The organism is Alcanivorax sp. (assembly GCF_002726155.1).
In the GTDB taxonomy this organism is placed as follows: Bacteria; Pseudomonadota; Gammaproteobacteria; order Pseudomonadales; family Alcanivoracaceae; genus Alcanivorax.
This window is the reverse complement of the sequence record NZ_PBSH01000010.1, coordinates 36,961-52,990: the sequence shown is the minus strand read 5'-3', so window position 1 is coordinate 52,990 and position 16,030 is coordinate 36,961. Positions and strand designations below refer to the sequence as shown.

16 protein-coding genes are annotated in these 16,030 nt (G+C 57.6%); 10 read left to right on the top strand and 6 right to left on the bottom strand.

Annotated elements, in window-relative coordinates; translation table 11 throughout:
* Positions 1-16 precede the first annotated feature (16 nt).
* Positions 17-622: a PepSY-associated TM helix domain-containing protein gene (locus CL546_RS03620; RefSeq protein WP_290493064.1), complete on the bottom strand. Its 606-nt coding sequence runs from the start codon at positions 620-622 to the stop codon at positions 17-19.
* A gap of 160 nt (positions 623-782) precedes the next feature.
* Here CL546_RS03620 and CL546_RS03615 point away from each other — a divergent pair, with 160 nt between their 5' ends.
* From CL546_RS03615 to CL546_RS03605, 3 genes are all read left to right on the top strand, one after another.
* Positions 783-1,499, top strand: a complete 717-nt coding sequence (locus CL546_RS03615) for a response regulator transcription factor (protein WP_290493063.1) — start codon at positions 783-785, stop codon at positions 1,497-1,499.
* The gene (locus CL546_RS03610; protein ID WP_290493062.1) at positions 1,499-2,848 is read left to right on the top strand and encodes a sensor histidine kinase; all 1,350 of its coding nucleotides are present in this window, start codon (positions 1,499-1,501) and stop codon (positions 2,846-2,848) included. Before CL546_RS03615 ends, CL546_RS03610 begins: the two co-directional genes overlap by 1 nt.
* Positions 2,849-3,059: 211 nt before the next feature.
* Positions 3,060-5,006: a ligand-gated channel protein gene (locus CL546_RS03605; protein WP_290493095.1), complete on the top strand. Its 1,947-nt coding sequence runs from the start codon at positions 3,060-3,062 to the stop codon at positions 5,004-5,006.
* Positions 5,007-5,086: 80 nt separating this feature from the next.
* Here CL546_RS03605 and CL546_RS03600 read toward each other — a convergent pair whose 3' ends face one another.
* Positions 5,087-5,503, bottom strand: coding sequence for a DUF4168 domain-containing protein (locus CL546_RS03600; RefSeq protein ID WP_290493061.1), 417 nt, complete (start codon positions 5,501-5,503; stop codon positions 5,087-5,089).
* Positions 5,504-5,795: 292 nt separating this feature from the next.
* Between CL546_RS03600 and CL546_RS03595 the strand changes: the two genes are divergently transcribed.
* A complete protein-coding gene (locus CL546_RS03595) occupies positions 5,796-6,323 on the top strand; it encodes an outer membrane beta-barrel protein (protein ID WP_290493060.1) in 528 nt (175 codons plus the stop codon).
* 157 nt (positions 6,324-6,480) lie between these two features.
* The gene (locus CL546_RS03590) at positions 6,481-7,191 is read left to right on the top strand and encodes a phosphoadenylyl-sulfate reductase (RefSeq protein ID WP_290493059.1); all 711 of its coding nucleotides are present in this window, start codon (positions 6,481-6,483) and stop codon (positions 7,189-7,191) included.
* A 98-nt stretch (positions 7,192-7,289) separates the two neighbouring features.
* Here the strand turns inward: CL546_RS03590 and CL546_RS03585 are convergent, their stop codons facing one another.
* Positions 7,290-8,138, bottom strand: a complete 849-nt coding sequence (locus CL546_RS03585) for a metal-dependent hydrolase (protein ID WP_290493058.1) — start codon at positions 8,136-8,138, stop codon at positions 7,290-7,292.
* 164 nt (positions 8,139-8,302) lie between these two features.
* On the opposite strand from CL546_RS03585, the gene CL546_RS03580 reads away from it, so the two are divergent.
* Positions 8,303-8,704 (top strand): hypothetical protein, encoded by a 402-nt coding sequence (locus CL546_RS03580; protein WP_290493057.1) that lies wholly within the window; start codon positions 8,303-8,305, stop codon positions 8,702-8,704.
* On the opposite strand, the gene CL546_RS03575 is transcribed toward CL546_RS03580, so the two are convergent.
* Together CL546_RS03575 and CL546_RS03570 are read right to left on the bottom strand one after the other, a co-directional pair.
* Positions 8,682-10,256 (bottom strand): MFS transporter, encoded by a 1,575-nt coding sequence (locus tag CL546_RS03575; protein ID WP_463671030.1) that lies wholly within the window; start codon positions 10,254-10,256, stop codon positions 8,682-8,684. The two genes, CL546_RS03580 and CL546_RS03575, sit on opposite strands and share 23 nt — an antisense overlap.
* Positions 10,257-10,604: 348 nt before the next feature.
* Positions 10,605-11,507 carry a lipase family alpha/beta hydrolase gene (locus CL546_RS03570; protein ID WP_290493055.1) on the bottom strand — a complete coding sequence of 301 codons (903 nt, stop codon included), beginning with the start codon at positions 11,505-11,507 and terminating at the stop codon, positions 10,605-10,607.
* 342 nt (positions 11,508-11,849) lie between these two features.
* Here CL546_RS03570 and CL546_RS03565 point away from each other — a divergent pair, with 342 nt between their 5' ends.
* A complete protein-coding gene (locus CL546_RS03565; RefSeq protein WP_290493054.1) occupies positions 11,850-12,521 on the top strand; it encodes a TetR/AcrR family transcriptional regulator in 672 nt (223 codons plus the stop codon).
* Positions 12,522-12,570: 49 nt separating this feature from the next.
* Positions 12,571-13,590: a lipase secretion chaperone gene (locus CL546_RS03560; RefSeq protein ID WP_290493053.1), complete on the top strand. Its 1,020-nt coding sequence runs from the start codon at positions 12,571-12,573 to the stop codon at positions 13,588-13,590.
* Positions 13,591-13,669: 79 nt separating this feature from the next.
* On the opposite strand, the gene CL546_RS03555 is transcribed toward CL546_RS03560, so the two are convergent.
* Positions 13,670-14,182, bottom strand: coding sequence for an outer membrane beta-barrel protein (locus tag CL546_RS03555; RefSeq protein ID WP_290493052.1), 513 nt, complete (start codon positions 14,180-14,182; stop codon positions 13,670-13,672).
* Between the two features lie 189 nt (positions 14,183-14,371).
* On the opposite strand from CL546_RS03555, the gene CL546_RS03550 reads away from it, so the two are divergent.
* Positions 14,372-15,370, top strand: a complete 999-nt coding sequence (locus CL546_RS03550) for a hypothetical protein (RefSeq protein WP_290493051.1) — start codon at positions 14,372-14,374, stop codon at positions 15,368-15,370.
* Between the two features lie 7 nt (positions 15,371-15,377).
* Positions 15,378-16,007 (top strand): HAD family hydrolase, encoded by a 630-nt coding sequence (locus CL546_RS03545; protein WP_290493050.1) that lies wholly within the window; start codon positions 15,378-15,380, stop codon positions 16,005-16,007.
* The last annotated feature ends 23 nt before the right edge of the window (positions 16,008-16,030 follow it).

Here is a 16,030-nt window from a genome sequence, read left to right as displayed (position 1 = left end):
TCTTAAATGGCGGTGCTTAATGCATGAAAAACACGATTAACAGCCAGGGCAGCACCAGCCCGGCCAGGGTGACCGGCCAGGTAGCCGGACGCCGTTTGGCGTGAAGCATCATCAGCCCCAGGCCGGTGAACGCGAAAAGCAGGCTGGCCACGGCAAAAATATCGATAAACCAGATCCACACCGTGCCGGTGTGGCGACCTTTGTGCAGGTCATTAAAGAACGCGATCCAGCCCCGGTCGGTGGTTTCCGCGAGTACCGTGCCGTTATTCATATCAATGGCGAGCCAGGCATCGCCGCCGGGGCGTGGCATGGGCAGGTAGATTTCGTCGCTGGCCCATTCCGGTTCTCCGCTGGTGTTCTGCAAATCCATTTTCTGCGCCAGCCATTGTTGGACGGCGGCGGGCAGCTGGCCGTTCTTTTGCTCTGCGAGTTTGGATAGCAATTCGGCGGGTAGCTCACCCTGATGCTCGCGGATGACCGGATCGGCGCTGATCTGGCTGGCGTGGTTGAGGGTAATCCCGGTCAGGCTGAACAACACCAGGCTGATCAGGCAGATCGCAGAGGTTACCCAGTGCCATTGATGGAGTTGTTTCAGCCAGAAGGCTTTGCGTTTTTTATTCACGGTGGCGTTCGATCGTTCGCAGCAGAGGGGGAGATGTTAATGAGAATGGTTATGTTTAAATACAGTAATCTTCGTAAAGAATGTAATGACAGGCGGGTTTGAATGAATTCTATTCAATAAAAAGCTGGCCTGCATTAATGATAATTCTTATCATTCGTGAATGAATGCCATTGCCCAAATTCCTGCCCGCCTGCTGGTCATCGAAGATGATGCGGTACTCAGCGGCCATCTACGTGACTACTTTTCTGAACGTCACTATCTGGTATCCCTGTGCGCCGAGGGCCCGGCGGGGCTGGAGGCGGCGGCCTCCGGTGACTACGATTTGGTGCTACTGGATATCCTGTTGCCCGGGCTTAATGGCCTGGAGCTGCTCAATGCCCTGCGCCAGCAAAGCCCGGTGCCAGTAATCGTGGTGTCTGCGCTGGGGGATGAGCAGGCCCGTATTCAGGGCCTGATCAATGGGGCGGATGATTATCTTCCGAAGCCGTTCAGCATGGCGGAATTGGCGGTGCGAGCGGATGCGGTGTTGCGGCGGGTGGCGCTGGAGCGTATCCGTCCGGAAGAGGAAGGGCTGGAATCGGTGGGCAAGCTGGTGCTGCGCGAGCATGACATGGTGGCGTTTTACCGGCACACGGACCTGGGCCTCACCAACACCGAATTCCGGTTGCTTCAGGTGTTGCTGGAGCACCGTGATGCGGTGCTTAGCAAACCTTTCCTCTACCAGGCGGTGTTGCACCGGGGCTGTGGTCGCCATGACCGTAGCCTGGATCTGCACATCAGCCATGTACGCCGCAAATTGCGTGACGTTGGCGCTCCGGAATCCGCGGTGCGCACAGTCTGGGGGCAGGGCTATACCCTGATCACCGACGCTCTGTGATGTTGAAACGCTATTCCCTTCTTTGGCGCCTGGCGCTGGTTCTGGTGATTGTCGCGGTGAGTACCATGGTGATAGGGACACGCATTACCGGTGTCCTGCGCAATGATGCCCAGCTGTTGAACGAGCAGGCGATTGCCATTATGCAAGGTTATGCCGCGGCGGCGGAGCAGGCCTGGCTGACCGGCGGCCAGGCGGGAGTGGATCAGTGGCTGGCGGATATGAGGACGCGTGAAGCGGGTGACATCGCTGTTATCAGTGCCACTGACCAGTCGCTCAGTAGTGTTCCGTTGACCGAGCAGGAACGGGCCGGGTTGCGCTTTCAGCGTGGCGTGGATCGGCGCATGAGTTTTCGTTACGGCAAAAAGATGCCGTACCTGGGCGTGCCGTTTCCCGTCGTGCCGGAACAGGGCAGCTTGCTGATGCAGTTGCCTCCCCGTTTGCGCCCGGGCACCTACTGGCCATGGGTCGAAAATCTGCTGCTGGTGGGAATGCCCACGTTGTCTGCGTTACTGCTGGGTGGGCTGTTGTTCTGGCGTGCTCGTGTGCCTTTGAAAGCCCTGCAGGCGCAAGTGCTGGGTTTCAAGGATGATACCCAGGCACGTGTGACTGGCCCGCTGGCAACACGCGGGGATGAGTTCGGGGAGCTGGCCCGCAGTTTCAATCATATGGCGGAACAGGTGTCCGGGATGCTGGACACCCAGCGGCAGCTGCTCAATGACATGTCCCATGAATTGCGTACCCCCTTGAGCCGTTTGTCCGTGGCGCTGGAAAGCCAGATGAGCGAAACCGAATTGCGTCAGCGGGTGGAGCAGGAGCTGCACCACATGCGCACTCTGGTGGATGACACCCTGGCGCTGGGATGGCAGGACACCGATACCGGTACTGCCGACTTGGAGTCCCTGTCGTTGCCGGTGCTGTGGGAGATGATTGTTGAAAATGCGGCGTTCGAAAGCGGTTGGGACAAGTGCCGTTTCCCTTGTGCGTTGCCGGACGATGCTCTGGTGTACGGCAACCTGAATGTATTGGCCCAGGTGTTTGAGAATCTGGTCCGCAATGCCATTCGCCATTCCCCGGAGGAGGGGACCGTGCAATTGCTTGGGCAATGGGAAGAGGGAGCCTGGCACCTGCAGGTAGTGGATCAGGGGCCGGGAGTGCCGGACGACAAGCTCGACCGAATCTTTGCCCCCTTTGTGCGTCTGGATGCAGCCCGGGCAGGCCATAGCGGTTTCGGGCTGGGGTTGAGCATTGCCCGGCGTGCGGTAGAGCGGCTGGGCGGCGAGCTGTGGGCACACAACGGCACCCCTGGCCTGTGCGTGCATCTGCGGCTGCCTGCCCCACCACTTGTATAAATTGTAAATCTCCTTTCGTTACAAATAAGAATCAATATCATTTCGTTTCGTGAAGTAGGTTCACTGCTACTTCCTGCGGCCTTCCATGGCCGGTTTTCCGGGGGAACTGTATCGATTCTTTGACACTCGTCTGCAAGGTCGTGTGCTGAAGGGGGCGGTTTTCACTCCGGTTTGATGTTGTTTCTGATCTTTGAGGAGTAAAACCATGGGAATGCGTTTGGGGACTTTGGCGCTGGCTCTGGCCGCTGCCAGTGGCGCCGCCTGGGCAGAGGATGAGGTGCACGAGCTGGGGCAAGTGTCCGTGACGGCAGGGGGGTATGTTCAGCAGGTGGAAGATGCGCCGGCATCGATCAGTGTCATTGACCGACAGCAGATCGAAGAGCGCTTCTACCAGGACACCACGGACGCCTTGCGTGATGTCCCGGGCGTGATTGTCACCGGTGGTGGTTCCGGGGATCGCGGTACCGATATCGTGATTCGCGGCATGCCATCCTCCTACACCCTGATCATGGTCGATGGTAAGCCGGTGTCCACCCGGGAAAGTCGTCCTAACGGTAGTGCCGGGTTCGAGCAGAGCTGGCTGCCGCCGCTGCAGAGCATTGAGCGCATCGAAGTGGTTCGTGGCCCCATGTCGACTCTGTATGGCTCCGACGCCATGGGCGGCGTGGTCAACATTATTACCCGTAAGGTTGAGAAAGAGTGGGGCGGTTCCGTACAGCTGGACGCCATCATCCAGGATGATTCGCGCTCCGGCGACAGCCAGCAGGGGAACTTCAGCCTGAGTGGACCGCTGAAAGAAGACCTGCTCGGCCTGCAGGTGTATGGCGGTTTTTATAATCGTGAAGAAGACCTGTTTGTGGACGGTTATGAGCAAAAAGACCTGCGCAACCTGACCGCGAAATTAAGCCTGACTCCCACCGATAATCATGATTTTTCTGTGGAAGCGACCCGTACCCAGGACAGCCGCCAGGGGCTGATGGGGCGCAGTGCTGCGTCCACCGGTTGTCGCGGTGGCTGTACCGACAGCTTTAATGATCATAACCGTGAATCGTTCGCGCTGACTCACACTGGCCACTGGGCCATTGGTACCTCCGATACCTATGTGCAGCGTGAAGAGGCGGAAAATGAAAGCCGCGAAATGACCATCACCAATACCAATGCCAAGACGGCGCTGGTGATGCCGATGGGTAATCACATGGTGACGGTAGGCGCCGATTTCACGGAAGAGAAGCTGGACGACAAAACCTCCAACCGGATTTCCGATCGTACTAACATTGAGTCATCAAAGTACGCCCTGTTTGCGGAAGACGAGTGGATGCTGACCGATACCTTCTCGGTCACTGCAGGGGCCCGCATGGATGATGATGAGAATTTCGGCACCCATGTTAGTCCGCGCTTGTATGGTGTGTGGGGATTCAGCCCGCGATGGACCGTGAAGGGTGGTGTTTCCACTGGCTTCCGCTCTCCGTCGCTGCGTGAACTGACGCCGGATTGGGGGCAGGTGAGCCGTGGTGGGAACATCTATGGTAACCCGGACCTGGAACCGGAAACCTCGGTTAACCAGGAACTGGGCCTGTACTTCAACGCTGGCCGTGCACTGATGGCCAACGTGACCGTGTTCCATAATGACTTCAAGGACAAGATTACCCGGATTACCTGCCCCATCAGTATCTGCCCGGACGGTCCGAATCAGTTTGGTTCCGATCCTACCTACCGGGTGAATGTGGATGAAGCGGAAACCCAGGGGGTGGAAGCGGCGCTGTCCACCACGTTGGCGCGGGTGGTGTCCATCAACCTGAGTTATACCTATACCGATTCCGAACAGAAATCCGGGGAATACAAAGGCGAGCCGCTGACTCAGTTGCCGGAACACCTGGCCAGCCTGAACGTGGATTGGCAAGCGACAGATACCGTCTCGCCCTGGGCGACCGTGCGCTATCGTGGTAAGGAAAGCCAGCCGACCACAGGGCCGTCCAGCAGCGCTATCATTGCGCCGTCCAATACGCTGGTCGATGCCGGTATTGGTTTCCAGCTGACACCGCAAACCAAACTCAACACAGGTATTTATAACCTGGCCGACAAGGAAATCTTCTACGATGAATATGGCTACGTGGAAGATGGCCGGCGTTACTGGCTGGGGGTGGTAACCAACTTCTGATGTGCGCTTGAGGTATCAGTACCTTATAGAAACAACAACGCCGGCGAATGCCGGCGTTGTTCGTTTTGCTGCGCTCAGGATTACATTTTTTCCTGAATGCGCGTGCGGAAGTCCGCATCGTACTGGGCCAGTTGGGCAATCTGGTTATAGGTGCTCAATTCCAGGCCACTGTCCTTAACGGCTTCCACCATTTTTTCCTGTGCTTCTTTCTGCACTTTCATGGCTTCCTCAGGCTTGTCTTTTTTCGCCTGCAGTTCCTTGGAATATTTCTGCTGGATGCCGGACATGTCCTTCTGCGCATCGGCAAACGCATCGAGCTGTTTGTCACTGAACTCAGACGCCTTGGGCAACTGCTGCATTTGCTGTTGCTGCATCTGTTGCTGCTGCTGAGCCTGTGGGGTTTGAGACGCGGAAGCGCCAGGTTGCTGCGCGGCTACCGTGCCAGTGAATGTCGCGGAAATCATCAGGGCGCCGAGCGCCATCATCCGTTTGCTCATGCTTCATCTCCTTGTCAATCGCCCCGAAATTGCCGGGGATTACGGTGTTACCGAAAAGTGGCCGAAGCCAAAATACGGCGGCACTGGGAACTCCGACCGTCGTCAGCGTGTAAGTTCGGCCTGAAATGTTAAATCGTGATTCACAGTGAAGCAGTTCGCGTATGCGCTGTGGAACAGGCAGGGCTCGTCGACCAGACAGTGCTTTCAATTCAGGTCGTAAATCGTTTCAATGAAGTCAGGTGTCGGCTGCTGGAACGCGGCGGCCTATAACAATCATAATGAGGAGAGCAGGATGCCGAGTTCATTCCCTTTGTCTGCCCGCCATATTGCGCGTGGTGCAGTATCGATTGGCTTGTTGGCCGGTGCGGTAGCCGTGCAGGCGGAAATGTATGCGGGTGCCCAGGTCAACCTGATGAAAATTGACCGTGGTGCGGTCAGCGACGCGGAACTCACTGCGCTGACGTTGCGTGGCGGCATGGTGTTGCACGAGCTGGTCAGTGCGGAACTGCGCCTGGGGGCCGGGCTAGGTGATGATTCCTACCGCAATATCGATGTGGAAAACGACTTTTTCTATGGCGCCTATGCGCGGTTGACCCCGCCGCTGGAAGGTCCGCTCCAGCCGTATCTGATTGGCGGCTACGGGTATGTGGAGAATGATATCAACGGCACCACCCAACGTGATGACGGTAGCTCCTACGGGGGCGGCTTCGACTTGGGCGTGGGTCAGCACTCCACGCTGAATGTGGAATATCTGCGTCTGGTCGACAACGATTTCGGCAAGCAGGAGCTGATTGGCTTGGGTGTTAATTACGCGTTCTGATAGCGTACGACGGGGTGGGGCGATGGCAGCGACCTGGCGTCGTGCTATGTCGTCCATATCCCGTTTTGTTATAAAAGTATCACTATATATTCCTTTATATTCTTCCTTGAGTTCCTATCATGGCACCTCGACATTCCCGTTTGAGGTGCTGTAGATCATGGGTAGTGCACAGCTGATTACACGTTTTGGTGACAATACTGCCGGCCTGTCTAAAGAGACGCTGGAGGAGCTGAACCGTGTCTATCGCCCGCTGAGTTTTGCGGAGCGCATTCGTCGTGTCTACGAGGATTTTCCGCCGGATCGCATCATGGTGACCTCGTCTTTTGCGGCGACTTCTGCGTATTTCCTGCACATTATCTCGACCATCCGTCCTGAGCAGCCGGTGCATTTTATCGATACCGGTTACCACTTTGCGGATACCCTGAAGTACCGGGATTATCTGGTCGATAAGTTTGGTCTGCAGGTAGTCGATGTGACCCCGGACCCGGATCATCACCAGGTGTCCCAGGAAAACCGTATGTGGGAAACCGATCCAGACCTGTGCTGCCAGGTGAACAAGGTCAATCCGCTGGAAGAAGCCAAGGAAGACTACGATCTGTGGATTTCCAGCCTGATGGGGTGGCAGACCGAACACCGTGCCGGCCTGGAAGTGTTCGAAGAACGTCGGGGCATGATCAAGTTCAATCCGATGATTGATGTCACCAAGGAACAGCGTGACGCCTATATCAAGGAGCACGACTTGCCGTTTCACCCGCTGGTGGAGCAAGGGTTTGACTCTATTGGCTGCAGCCACTGCACCTTCAAGGGCGAAGGCCGTGAAGGGCGCTGGAAAGGCAACAAGAAAACCGAGTGCGGCATCCACATGTAGTGATGCCCATCACAATGACGAACCACAGAAAAGCCCCGCAACTGCGGGGCTTTTTTGTGGTTCGTCGCGTGCTTGAGTAGGCGTTATCCGTCAGGCGGTCATGCGGCTGTGCCCTTGTCGTAGCCATCCACATCGCCAATCAGGCTGTCCATTTCTGCCAGAAACTCGCGGTTGTCGTGATCCCAGGGGTGGAAGCCGGGTTTGAACCAGTCCAGCCAGGGAATGATCACCCGCCGTAACCCGCCGGGCTTGAGCCACTGGAATCTGAATGACGTCCACCAGTCTTTCAGGCTGAACAGCTTGCCGGTCTTGTACATGTTGATCACGTAGAACGGATAAAACAGCGAGAAGAAAATCACCGTGGCCAATACCAGCCCGCCAGCGCGCAGCAGCCAGGATTTGACGCCTCTGCCGAAGGCGCTGATAAAGACATCGAAGGCCACTGCCTTGTGTTCCGTTTCTTCCAGTGCATGCCAATGCCAGAGCTTTTGGTATTGCGGGTCCGAGCCATCAATCAGCTCCGGCTCACGCAGCAGAACATCGGCCAGAATGGCCGTGAGATGCTCCAGCGCCACGGTGGCGGAAAGTTGCATGGCATTGGGCAGGAAACGGGCAATCAGGCTTAGCAGCCGGGTAACGATGGCCTCCTGTTTATCCACCGGTAAACCGGCGGCGACCATCTTCTGGTTGTAGTCCTCGTGCTCGCGGCCGTGCATGGCTTCCTGGCCGATGAAATTGCGCACGGCTTCCTGTAATTCCGGGTCATCGATTTGGTCGCGGTATTTGCGCACGCTGTTGATGAAGAAACGCTCTCCCTCCGGAAAAAACAACGAGAGGGTATTGAAGAACTGGGAAATACCGGGGCCCTTGTCGTGCCAGTTCAGAACGGTGTCGTCCGGCACATGGAATTTCAGGTTGCGGCGGACGGGCATGATGTGCATTTTCATTGTTATATCACCTTTATCCATGGTCCTGCCTTCTACTAAACGCCTGTTGCTGCTGAATTACAATTACACTGTGACAGTCAGATACGTAATTGAAACAATGGCGGGATAAACGGTGCGTCAGCGACAGTCAGGCAGTAACGGTGAGGGTTGAAACAGCGATGCGAATGGGGTGGCGGCTCTGGCTCAGTGCGGTGGTGTGTATGGTGGCGATCGCCAGTGCCTTTCATGTGTTTTTGCTCGATCGGGTGGGCGTGCCTGACAATGGTCTGCGGGTGACGGAGGTGGCACGCGATGGTGGCCGGGATTGGGTCATACGGCTATATGGCAGCGTGGGGCCAGACGCGCAGCGGCGGCGCTGGCAGGCGGTCGATGACAATTATCGCATTGATATCGAGCGCCGGGGTGACGCGGGGTTTGTGCTGGATATTGCCTACCGACCTGGCTCGCAAAGGCGTCACCGGGTGCGCCAGCGGGTACGTCTGGCTGAAGGCCCCACCTTGGTGGCGGCATTCGGGCAGGCGTCGGATGACGGCGAAACCCGCATTATTCTTGATCGGGTGAAATAACCACAGCTGGTGCCGCCTGCTGGGCGCTGTCGTTATCATCATTCGGTGTGCGCCGTAGCATGACCACGACCCCCACCGCTGTCAGCGCCAGTATCACGGCACCGATGGCGGCATTGGCATGCAAGGCCAGATTGAAGCCGGCTTTGGCCGCTGCCATGAGCGGTTGAGCGATGTCGTCAGGTAGCTGGGCGGCGGCACCGATCGCGCCGCCCAGGGTGTCGCCTGCCGCCAGGGCGAGCGTGTCGCTTAACCCCCTGGGCATGGCTGTCAGCATGTGGCTGCGGTACAGCGCTGCGCCAATACTGCCAATCACGGCGATACCCAGCGCCATGCCCAGTTCGGTAGCGGTTTCTGATGTAGCAGAGGCCGCTCCGGCCTTGCGGGCCGGAGCGGCACTGACCACCATATCGGTGCCGAGAATCATCATTGGCATGACGCCAATGCCCATGATGGTCATGCCTGCAATCAGCAGGGGAATATGCGACGGGTTTTGCACCGGTAGCATTAACAGCAGGCCGATCGATGCCATCACCAGTCCTGCACTGACCAGCTTCCAATGGGGCAGTCGGCTCGCCAGCCTTGGTACCAGTAATGAGGCGGCGGTTTGCAGCACGGCAGGCGGCAGCATCACCAGCCCGGACTCCAGCGGTGACAGATCCAGCACCCCTTGCAGGTACTGAAAGACCATCAACCAGGCACCGGACAGCGCCAGAATGGTTAGCAGCATGGCGGCAACAGAGGTGCTGAAGGTGCGATTGGCAAACAACGCCAGATCAAACATGGGGTCTGTCAGGCGCCGCTGACGGCGCACGAAAATCACCCCGATGAGTAATCCTGCGGCGATGGTGATCAGCGGCATTGCGGAGATGCCGTTGCGCGCCATGTCCTTGAGGCCGTAAATCACAGCCAGCACCATGGCCACGGATAACAGGGCGCTGGTCCAGTCCTGGGCGCCGGCCTCTTCATCCCGGAATTCTGGCAACAGCAGGGGACCACAAATCAGCAGCAACACCATCACTGGCACACCGAGCAGGAACACCGAACCCCACCAGAAAAATTCCAGCAACGCGCCACCGACCAACGGGCCGATGGCGCTGCCCACGATAAAGCCGGTCATCCAGACAGTGATGGCCAGGGTGCGTTCGCGCTCGACCTGGAACATGTTGCGCAGCAGCGACAGGGTGGAGGGCATCAGCGTGGCCCCGGCAATGCCGAGCAGGGCGCGGGTGGCAATCAGCATTTCTGCGCTGGTAGCAAAGGCCGCCATGGCAGAAGCAATACCAAAGGCGGTGGCACCGGTCAGCAGCAGGCGCCGCCGGCCAATCCGGTCGCCCAGCGTGCCCATGGTCACCAGAAACCCGGCGATCATGAAGCCGTAGATATCCAGTATCCACAGCAGCTCCGCGCTGGTGGGTTGCAAGTCAGCGCTGAGATGAGGGGCGGCCAGATGTAGCACGGTCATATCCAGTGCCAGTAGTACGGTGGGCAGCATCAAAACAGCAAGCCCCAGCCACTCGCGGCGGGTAGCGGGTTGGGAAACGGTAGACATCATCTTTCCTCGTAACAGGGGCTCTATCTGGTCGTTCCTGCTGCCGGGTTTTCGACACGGTGATGCGTGAAACGAAACAGCAGCCTAAAGCCTCAACCTGACTTGAGGTCAATAGCTGCATTCATGGGTGAGGCGTGCGGAGGCGAGTATAGGACCTGCAAGTGAAAAATGGGTTTCATGAGTCTGAAAAAGAAAATATCGCCCGCCTGTTGAGTGGGCAAAGCGATCATTTTCCACCGGAACCGGCTCTGGACGGTAGCCTGTCGCGTGAACTCCAGTGCAGCCGCGCAGCGGCATAAAATAGGGCGCCAGATGGCGCCCCGGGCTCTCCCGATTAGCGTGTGTGGGGAATTACAGCCCCCGGTTTTTCAAACGGTTGGCGTGCTGACGAAAGACACTGGCCGGATTGGTTTCAAAGGGACTGACCAGGCCGGCCACCTGATTGACTTCATCAAGATGGTTCATGCGGTAATCGTCACGGATCACCAGCCCCAGATGGCTGGAGCAGCTGGAAACCAGACCGTCATTTTTTTCGCCCAGATAGAGCAGGGCAAGCAGGCCCATGCCGGCGTCGCTGATGTCCAGCACGTTGGTCAGCGGTTTGGCGCCGGACCAGGAGTAGTAGCTGACACCGTTGCTGCCTTGTTCCGGGGCTTCGCCGCAGGCCTGTTGGGGTAGCCCTTCCGGGTAGAGGCTGTTGAATTCGCTGCTGCCCTTTGTGGAAAGGGAATACAGCGCCGCCAGGGAGTCCTGGTCGTATCCGCCGCCGGAAATCAGGTCGAGAAAGCCGACCGCCGCGTTGACGATGTCACCGAGAAGTTCGGCGGTGAGCGGCAGGTTTTCCTGTACGCCCAGCAGGACATCGGCCATGCGTGCACCGGTGTGCGGCCCGGCTACAGAGGTGGCAGAGGCGACATACTGTGGGTAAACGGAGGCCACATAACGTACCGTTGGGCCGCCATGGCTGTGCCCGATCAGGTTCACTTTCTGCGCGCCAGTGGCGGCGAGAATATCCTCGACCTGCCGGGCCAGCTGTTCGCCGCGCACTTCGGTGCTGTTGGCGGCAGCAACCTGGGTCACATAGACTTCGGCACCGCTACGACGCAGTTCTTCCGGGATCCGGTACCAGTAGTTGTAGCCGACGATATCGTCGAAACCGAATAAACCATGACTGAGAACAATGGGATAACGGGTTTCGGTGTAGGTATCCTTGAATAGCCAGTCAAACCAGCCTGCCTGGGCGGGCATACTCATTGATAGGCTTAACAGGAACAGCATAAGGCTCAACGCTCTGGTGAGCGCCTTGAAGGGAATAGTCATTGTGTTTTACCTGGCTCGTTATTGTTATCGGCGGTACTGCCGTTTCTGCGCCGAGCGTTCCCTGGTCAGGGGTGTGAATACCTTAAGGTAGATGAAATTAAAAGTTAACACTGGTGTTAATATTGATATGTTATAAGACGATGTCTTTCCAGTGTTAACTGTGCACGGTCTTTTATTGTTGATTATTTTCTTTAAAAACAGCGGTTTGCATTGAGTTTATGGTTATATCGCGAAATATCTGTAAGGTAACGCTGGTGTTAATAAAGGCGATTGGTGATGAGTGAGAGAGCGGCGCAGCGTCGGGGGAGCGTAGCGGGCAACAGCAAGGCTGAAGCAACACGTGCGCGGATTCTGGCGGCGGGGCGTACGGTCTATGGCGAACAGGGTATGCATGGCACCACCGTGCAACGAATACTCAAGGTGGCGGGTATTTCCCGGCCGACCTTCTATAAGTATTTCGCCTCTGCGCCTGAGGTGATTGATGAGATTGTGCAAAGCTGCAATACAGAAGTGGAAGGCTTGTTTTTGAAAGTGTTCGCCCAGCCTCAGAGCGCCTTCTATGATTATCTGCCGGTGGCGCTGAGTGGATATTTGAACTGGGGGCGCTCACTGGGGCCATTGATGATTGCCCGCTTTCGGGAGTTGCATGATGTGTCCTCGCCGGTATCGCGTTACCGTGATGCGCATAACGAGCGCATTGTCATGATTCTCCACGAAGCCATGCAGGCCCATGGCCGTACGCCACCGGATAGCCTGGCGTTAAAAACCCTGGTGCAGGGCATCGAGCATCTGGGGTACCAGTTCTGTGCGGAAGCAGAACATACGGACATGCCCCGCTATATCACCGTTATGGCCCGCCTGTGTGTGAGCATGCTGGGGCAGCGTGAAGATTGGGAGGCCATGCTGGCCTCTCCGTTCTTTAGTCGGCTTATGGCGCTGGAGGGTTAAGCTGCCCATCAGTGACGTTGTCACGGCATGAAATAAAAAGGAGAAAATCATGTCACGTATTCAGTGGGCGCTTGTCCTGCTTGGGGTTGTATTGGCCGTGGCGTTTGCCGGACTATTCTGGTCGCCGGTTTCCACGGCTCCGGGCAGCAGTAGTGGCGTGCAGAACGTTACCTTGTTTCCCGGGGCGCATACTTCAGGTGATGAACCTGCTGCCAATAGCTTGCAGGCCGCATTGAGTCGTGCGGAAACACTGGCAGCGGTGCCGGCATCGCTGCGTGGCACCGAGGTCGACGGCCAGTTGCAAACCACGGCGGACGGTGAGCTAGTGGTAACGCCGGACCTGCGTCGGGTGTTCGATTATTTCCTGTCTGCCCAGGGGGAAGAGTCCCTGGAAGATTGTCAGGCGCGCCTGGCAAGTTATCTGCAAGCGTCTCTTCCGGCTGAGGCCGCGAACGAGGCTTGGCAGTTTTTCCAGCAATACATGGCACTGGGGCAGGCGATGGCGGCATTGCCTCCCCATGATGGTTCGCCTGCCAGCATCCGCACTGCGGTCAAACAGCGTCACGATCTGCAAGTCGCTTACCTGGGCCAGCAAGCGGCGGAGGCGTTCTACGGCATGGATATCGCTTACGACCGTTATATGGCGGATCGTCAGGAGATCCTCGATAACCCTTCTCTCAACGACACCCAGCGACAACAGCAGCTCCAGGGGCTGACACAATCGCTGCCGGCTGCCATGCAGATCATGCTGGAGGAAACTCGTGGTCCGGCGCAGCTGTCGGCGCGTACCCAGGCGTTGCGGGAGCAGGGGGCCAGTGAGGCAGAAATTCGCCGCTTGCGAGAGCAGCAGGTCGGCGCGGCTGGCGCAGAACGGCTGGAAGCGCTGGATCAGCAGCGGGCGCAATGGGAGGCACGCTATCAGGACTACCGTGAACAGCGCCAGGCAATTATCGACAGTGGGTTATCGCACCTGGATCAGGAAACAGCACTGGCACGGTTGCAGCAGCAAATGTTCAGTGACCAGGAATTAAGTCGGGTTGTGGCACTGGATAGAATTCAGGCCCGCTAGACCAGGGATTATGGCGCGGTTGTTATCAAAAAAAGGCCACACGGTGAACCGAGTGGCCTTTTTTACCGGAAAAAAAGAATCAGAACTGAAAGCGCAGCCCAGCGCCGAACATGTCGATGCCGGCATCATTGTCGAAGTGCATGAACTCGCCATACACATACAGCTTGTCCATCAAATCAATGGTGGCGCCCACCCCGCCAAAGGCATCGGTGGAGGACTCATCATCCTTGAAAGACGGGTGTTTTACGTCGAAATCCGTATTGGCCACGCCGCCTTTGCCGTAGAGGCCTACGGGGCCAAGCTCCAGGCTGAGCAGGCCGGCAAAGGTGACTGCGCCACCTTCAATCTTGGTGCCGTTGTCGCCTTCCAGCTCACCGAAGTCGTAATAACCCACTTCCGCGCCCACCAATTCGATGGGGCGCCAGCCCAGAAACAGGCCACCGGAGGTATCGTCGTCATCAAACTTGATGTTGTCGATTTCTTCGTCTGTGCCGGAATTATAAATCCCTGCACCAACATAGAAGCCCGCATTGGCCAACGGGGCCACAGTGAGAATGGCGGCGCCCGCCAGTACTTTTGTTAGGCGTTTCATAAGCATCACTCCCTGAAAAAAGTGCTTTCAGTATTACCCAGAATAGAGCGGGTGTGTATGGGGGGAGGTCACATTGCGTTACTCCGACCTGTGGCTGACGGGAGGGGCTGGCGTCGCTTGCCTGAATTTGCTTTCCTTGAAGCAACGACAGGGAGCGGGCTTCCGGCATTGGGAGCAGCGGGGGAAAGCATGAAGCGATGGACGCAGCAGGCGCGACGGTGCCAGTGGGGATTCCTGGTGGGGCTGGGGATGATGGTGTCAGCGAATCCGTTGGTTGCGGCCCCCCTTCCTGCCGATTTGCGTCTGGATTTGCGCACGGATGTGGGTTGGGAAATGGACCATTTTGTTTACATGGGGGAGGACGTTAGTGAAGCCCTGTTGACGCAGGCAGGGAATACGATTGATCTCATCGTGTTTACTCACAAGACCGTTCCCCACCGCTGCATGCTTGATTTCTCCCATGATTATTGTGACGACCGTGGCTACCCGGATACCTGGGGGCGTTCAGTGGAGCCGGTGCTTTGTGTCAGTACAACCCCTGCGTCCCGGGCATTGTTGGCAGAGCAGCATGCCGATGCCAATACGCTCTGCGTCACCTTTCGCGGGGGCTTTTCCTACCCGGCAGCCGGCTCAGATGTGGCGCCGGACCTGGCCAGCCGCTACCGCGCCCGAATGAGCGGGCCCGAACGCGGGGCGGATTCCGAGACAGTGGAGCTGACGGTGACACTGACGCTGGACAGTGAAGAGCCGCTGCATCGGTTGTCTCCGGGTTGCTATGGCCACGTTTGTATCGGCGATACCCTGTCCAGTGTGCAGGCGACCACCAAGGTGCCGTTGGATATTGTCTCGGGACAAAGTGCCTGTGGCCGTGTGCGCAGCGCTATGTGGCCACCCGGGCTATCTGCTCAGTTCAGGAACAGCCGTATTACCCGGCTGGACGTTAACCCTCCGTCACACATTCGCACTGACACCGGTGTGGCGCTGGGCGACTCACCGGCTTTATATGAAATGTATCAGGGCGCGCTGGACGAGACCCTGGAGGCTGGCCCCGGCTCATTGCCGGTAAAGGCGGTGTACTGGCAGGTCCCCGGCGAGAAAGGTTTGCAGTATGAACTGGACAGCGAGCTACAGATTACCGCCATGGCCTCGGGCGGTGAATCACTGATGGAGGATTGGCCGTGCCAATAGTGTCGTCATGGTTGCAACCGGCTGGCGAGTGGCTGCGATGACCTTGTCCGCAGCGAATGCCCGGTCCACGTTTAGTGGCGTTATTTTTGATCTGGATGGCACCCTGGTGGATTCCCGCCTGGATTTTGCGGCCATCCGTGCGCGTCTGAATTGCCCACCGGATGTGGGGGTGCTGGAATTTATCGATACCTTGCCGGCCAGTGAACAGGCGGCGGCCCACGCCGTGGTACTGGAGTATGAGCGCGCCGGGGCGGAACGGGCCACCTGGATACCGGGCGCACAATCCTGCCTTGAAAAACTGTCGGTGATGGGCATTCCTGCGGCTATTCTTACCCGTAATGCCCGTGTTATTGCCGAGCTCACCGTATCCCGGTTGAGTATTCCTGTGCAGCGAGTGCTGGCACGGGAAGATGCCCCGCCAAAGCCCGCTCCGGATGGTCTGCTGGCGATTGCCAGGGAATGGGGTATGGCCCCGGCAAGCATTGCCTACGTGGGGGATTTTAAGTATGACCTGATGGCAGCGCGCAATGCGGGCATGGTCGGAGTTTATCTCGACACGGATGGTCTCAATACCCATGGCCACCTTGCCGACCGGGTCATTCGTCACTTTGATGAGCTGTTGGCTGAATCTCCGTGAGTGGCTCTTTTTGCTCTCTTTGC

Excerpts from the sequence above, each read along its gene's own strand:
- CL546_RS03555 (WP_290493052.1), bottom strand. The coding sequence starts at position 14,182 with ATGAAACGCCTAACAAAAGTACTGGCGGGCGCCGCCATTCTCACTGTG.
- CL546_RS03595 (WP_290493060.1), top strand. The coding sequence starts at position 5,796 with ATGCCGAGTTCATTCCCTTTGTCTGCCCGCCATATTGCGCGTGGTGCA.
- CL546_RS03585 (WP_290493058.1), bottom strand. The coding sequence starts at position 8,138 with ATGAAAATGCACATCATGCCCGTCCGCCGCAACCTGAAATTCCATGTG.
- CL546_RS03550 (WP_290493051.1), top strand. The coding sequence starts at position 14,372 with ATGAAGCGATGGACGCAGCAGGCGCGACGGTGCCAGTGGGGATTCCTG.
- CL546_RS03605 (WP_290493095.1), top strand. The coding sequence starts at position 3,060 with ATGCGTTTGGGGACTTTGGCGCTGGCTCTGGCCGCTGCCAGTGGCGCC.
- CL546_RS03590 (WP_290493059.1), top strand. The coding sequence starts at position 6,481 with ATGGGTAGTGCACAGCTGATTACACGTTTTGGTGACAATACTGCCGGC.
- CL546_RS03615 (WP_290493063.1), top strand. The coding sequence starts at position 783 with ATGAATGCCATTGCCCAAATTCCTGCCCGCCTGCTGGTCATCGAAGAT.
- CL546_RS03610 (WP_290493062.1), top strand. The coding sequence starts at position 1,499 with ATGTTGAAACGCTATTCCCTTCTTTGGCGCCTGGCGCTGGTTCTGGTG.
- CL546_RS03600 (WP_290493061.1), bottom strand. The coding sequence starts at position 5,503 with ATGAGCAAACGGATGATGGCGCTCGGCGCCCTGATGATTTCCGCGACA.
- CL546_RS03575 (WP_463671030.1), bottom strand. The coding sequence starts at position 10,256 with ATGATGTCTACCGTTTCCCAACCCGCTACCCGCCGCGAGTGGCTGGGG.
- CL546_RS03560 (WP_290493053.1), top strand. The coding sequence starts at position 12,571 with ATGTCACGTATTCAGTGGGCGCTTGTCCTGCTTGGGGTTGTATTGGCC.
- CL546_RS03545 (WP_290493050.1), top strand. The coding sequence starts at position 15,378 with ATGGTTGCAACCGGCTGGCGAGTGGCTGCGATGACCTTGTCCGCAGCG.
- CL546_RS03570 (WP_290493055.1), bottom strand. The coding sequence starts at position 11,507 with ATGAGTATGCCCGCCCAGGCAGGCTGGTTTGACTGGCTATTCAAGGAT.
- CL546_RS03580 (WP_290493057.1), top strand. The coding sequence starts at position 8,303 with ATGGGGTGGCGGCTCTGGCTCAGTGCGGTGGTGTGTATGGTGGCGATC.
- CL546_RS03565 (WP_290493054.1), top strand. The coding sequence starts at position 11,850 with ATGAGTGAGAGAGCGGCGCAGCGTCGGGGGAGCGTAGCGGGCAACAGC.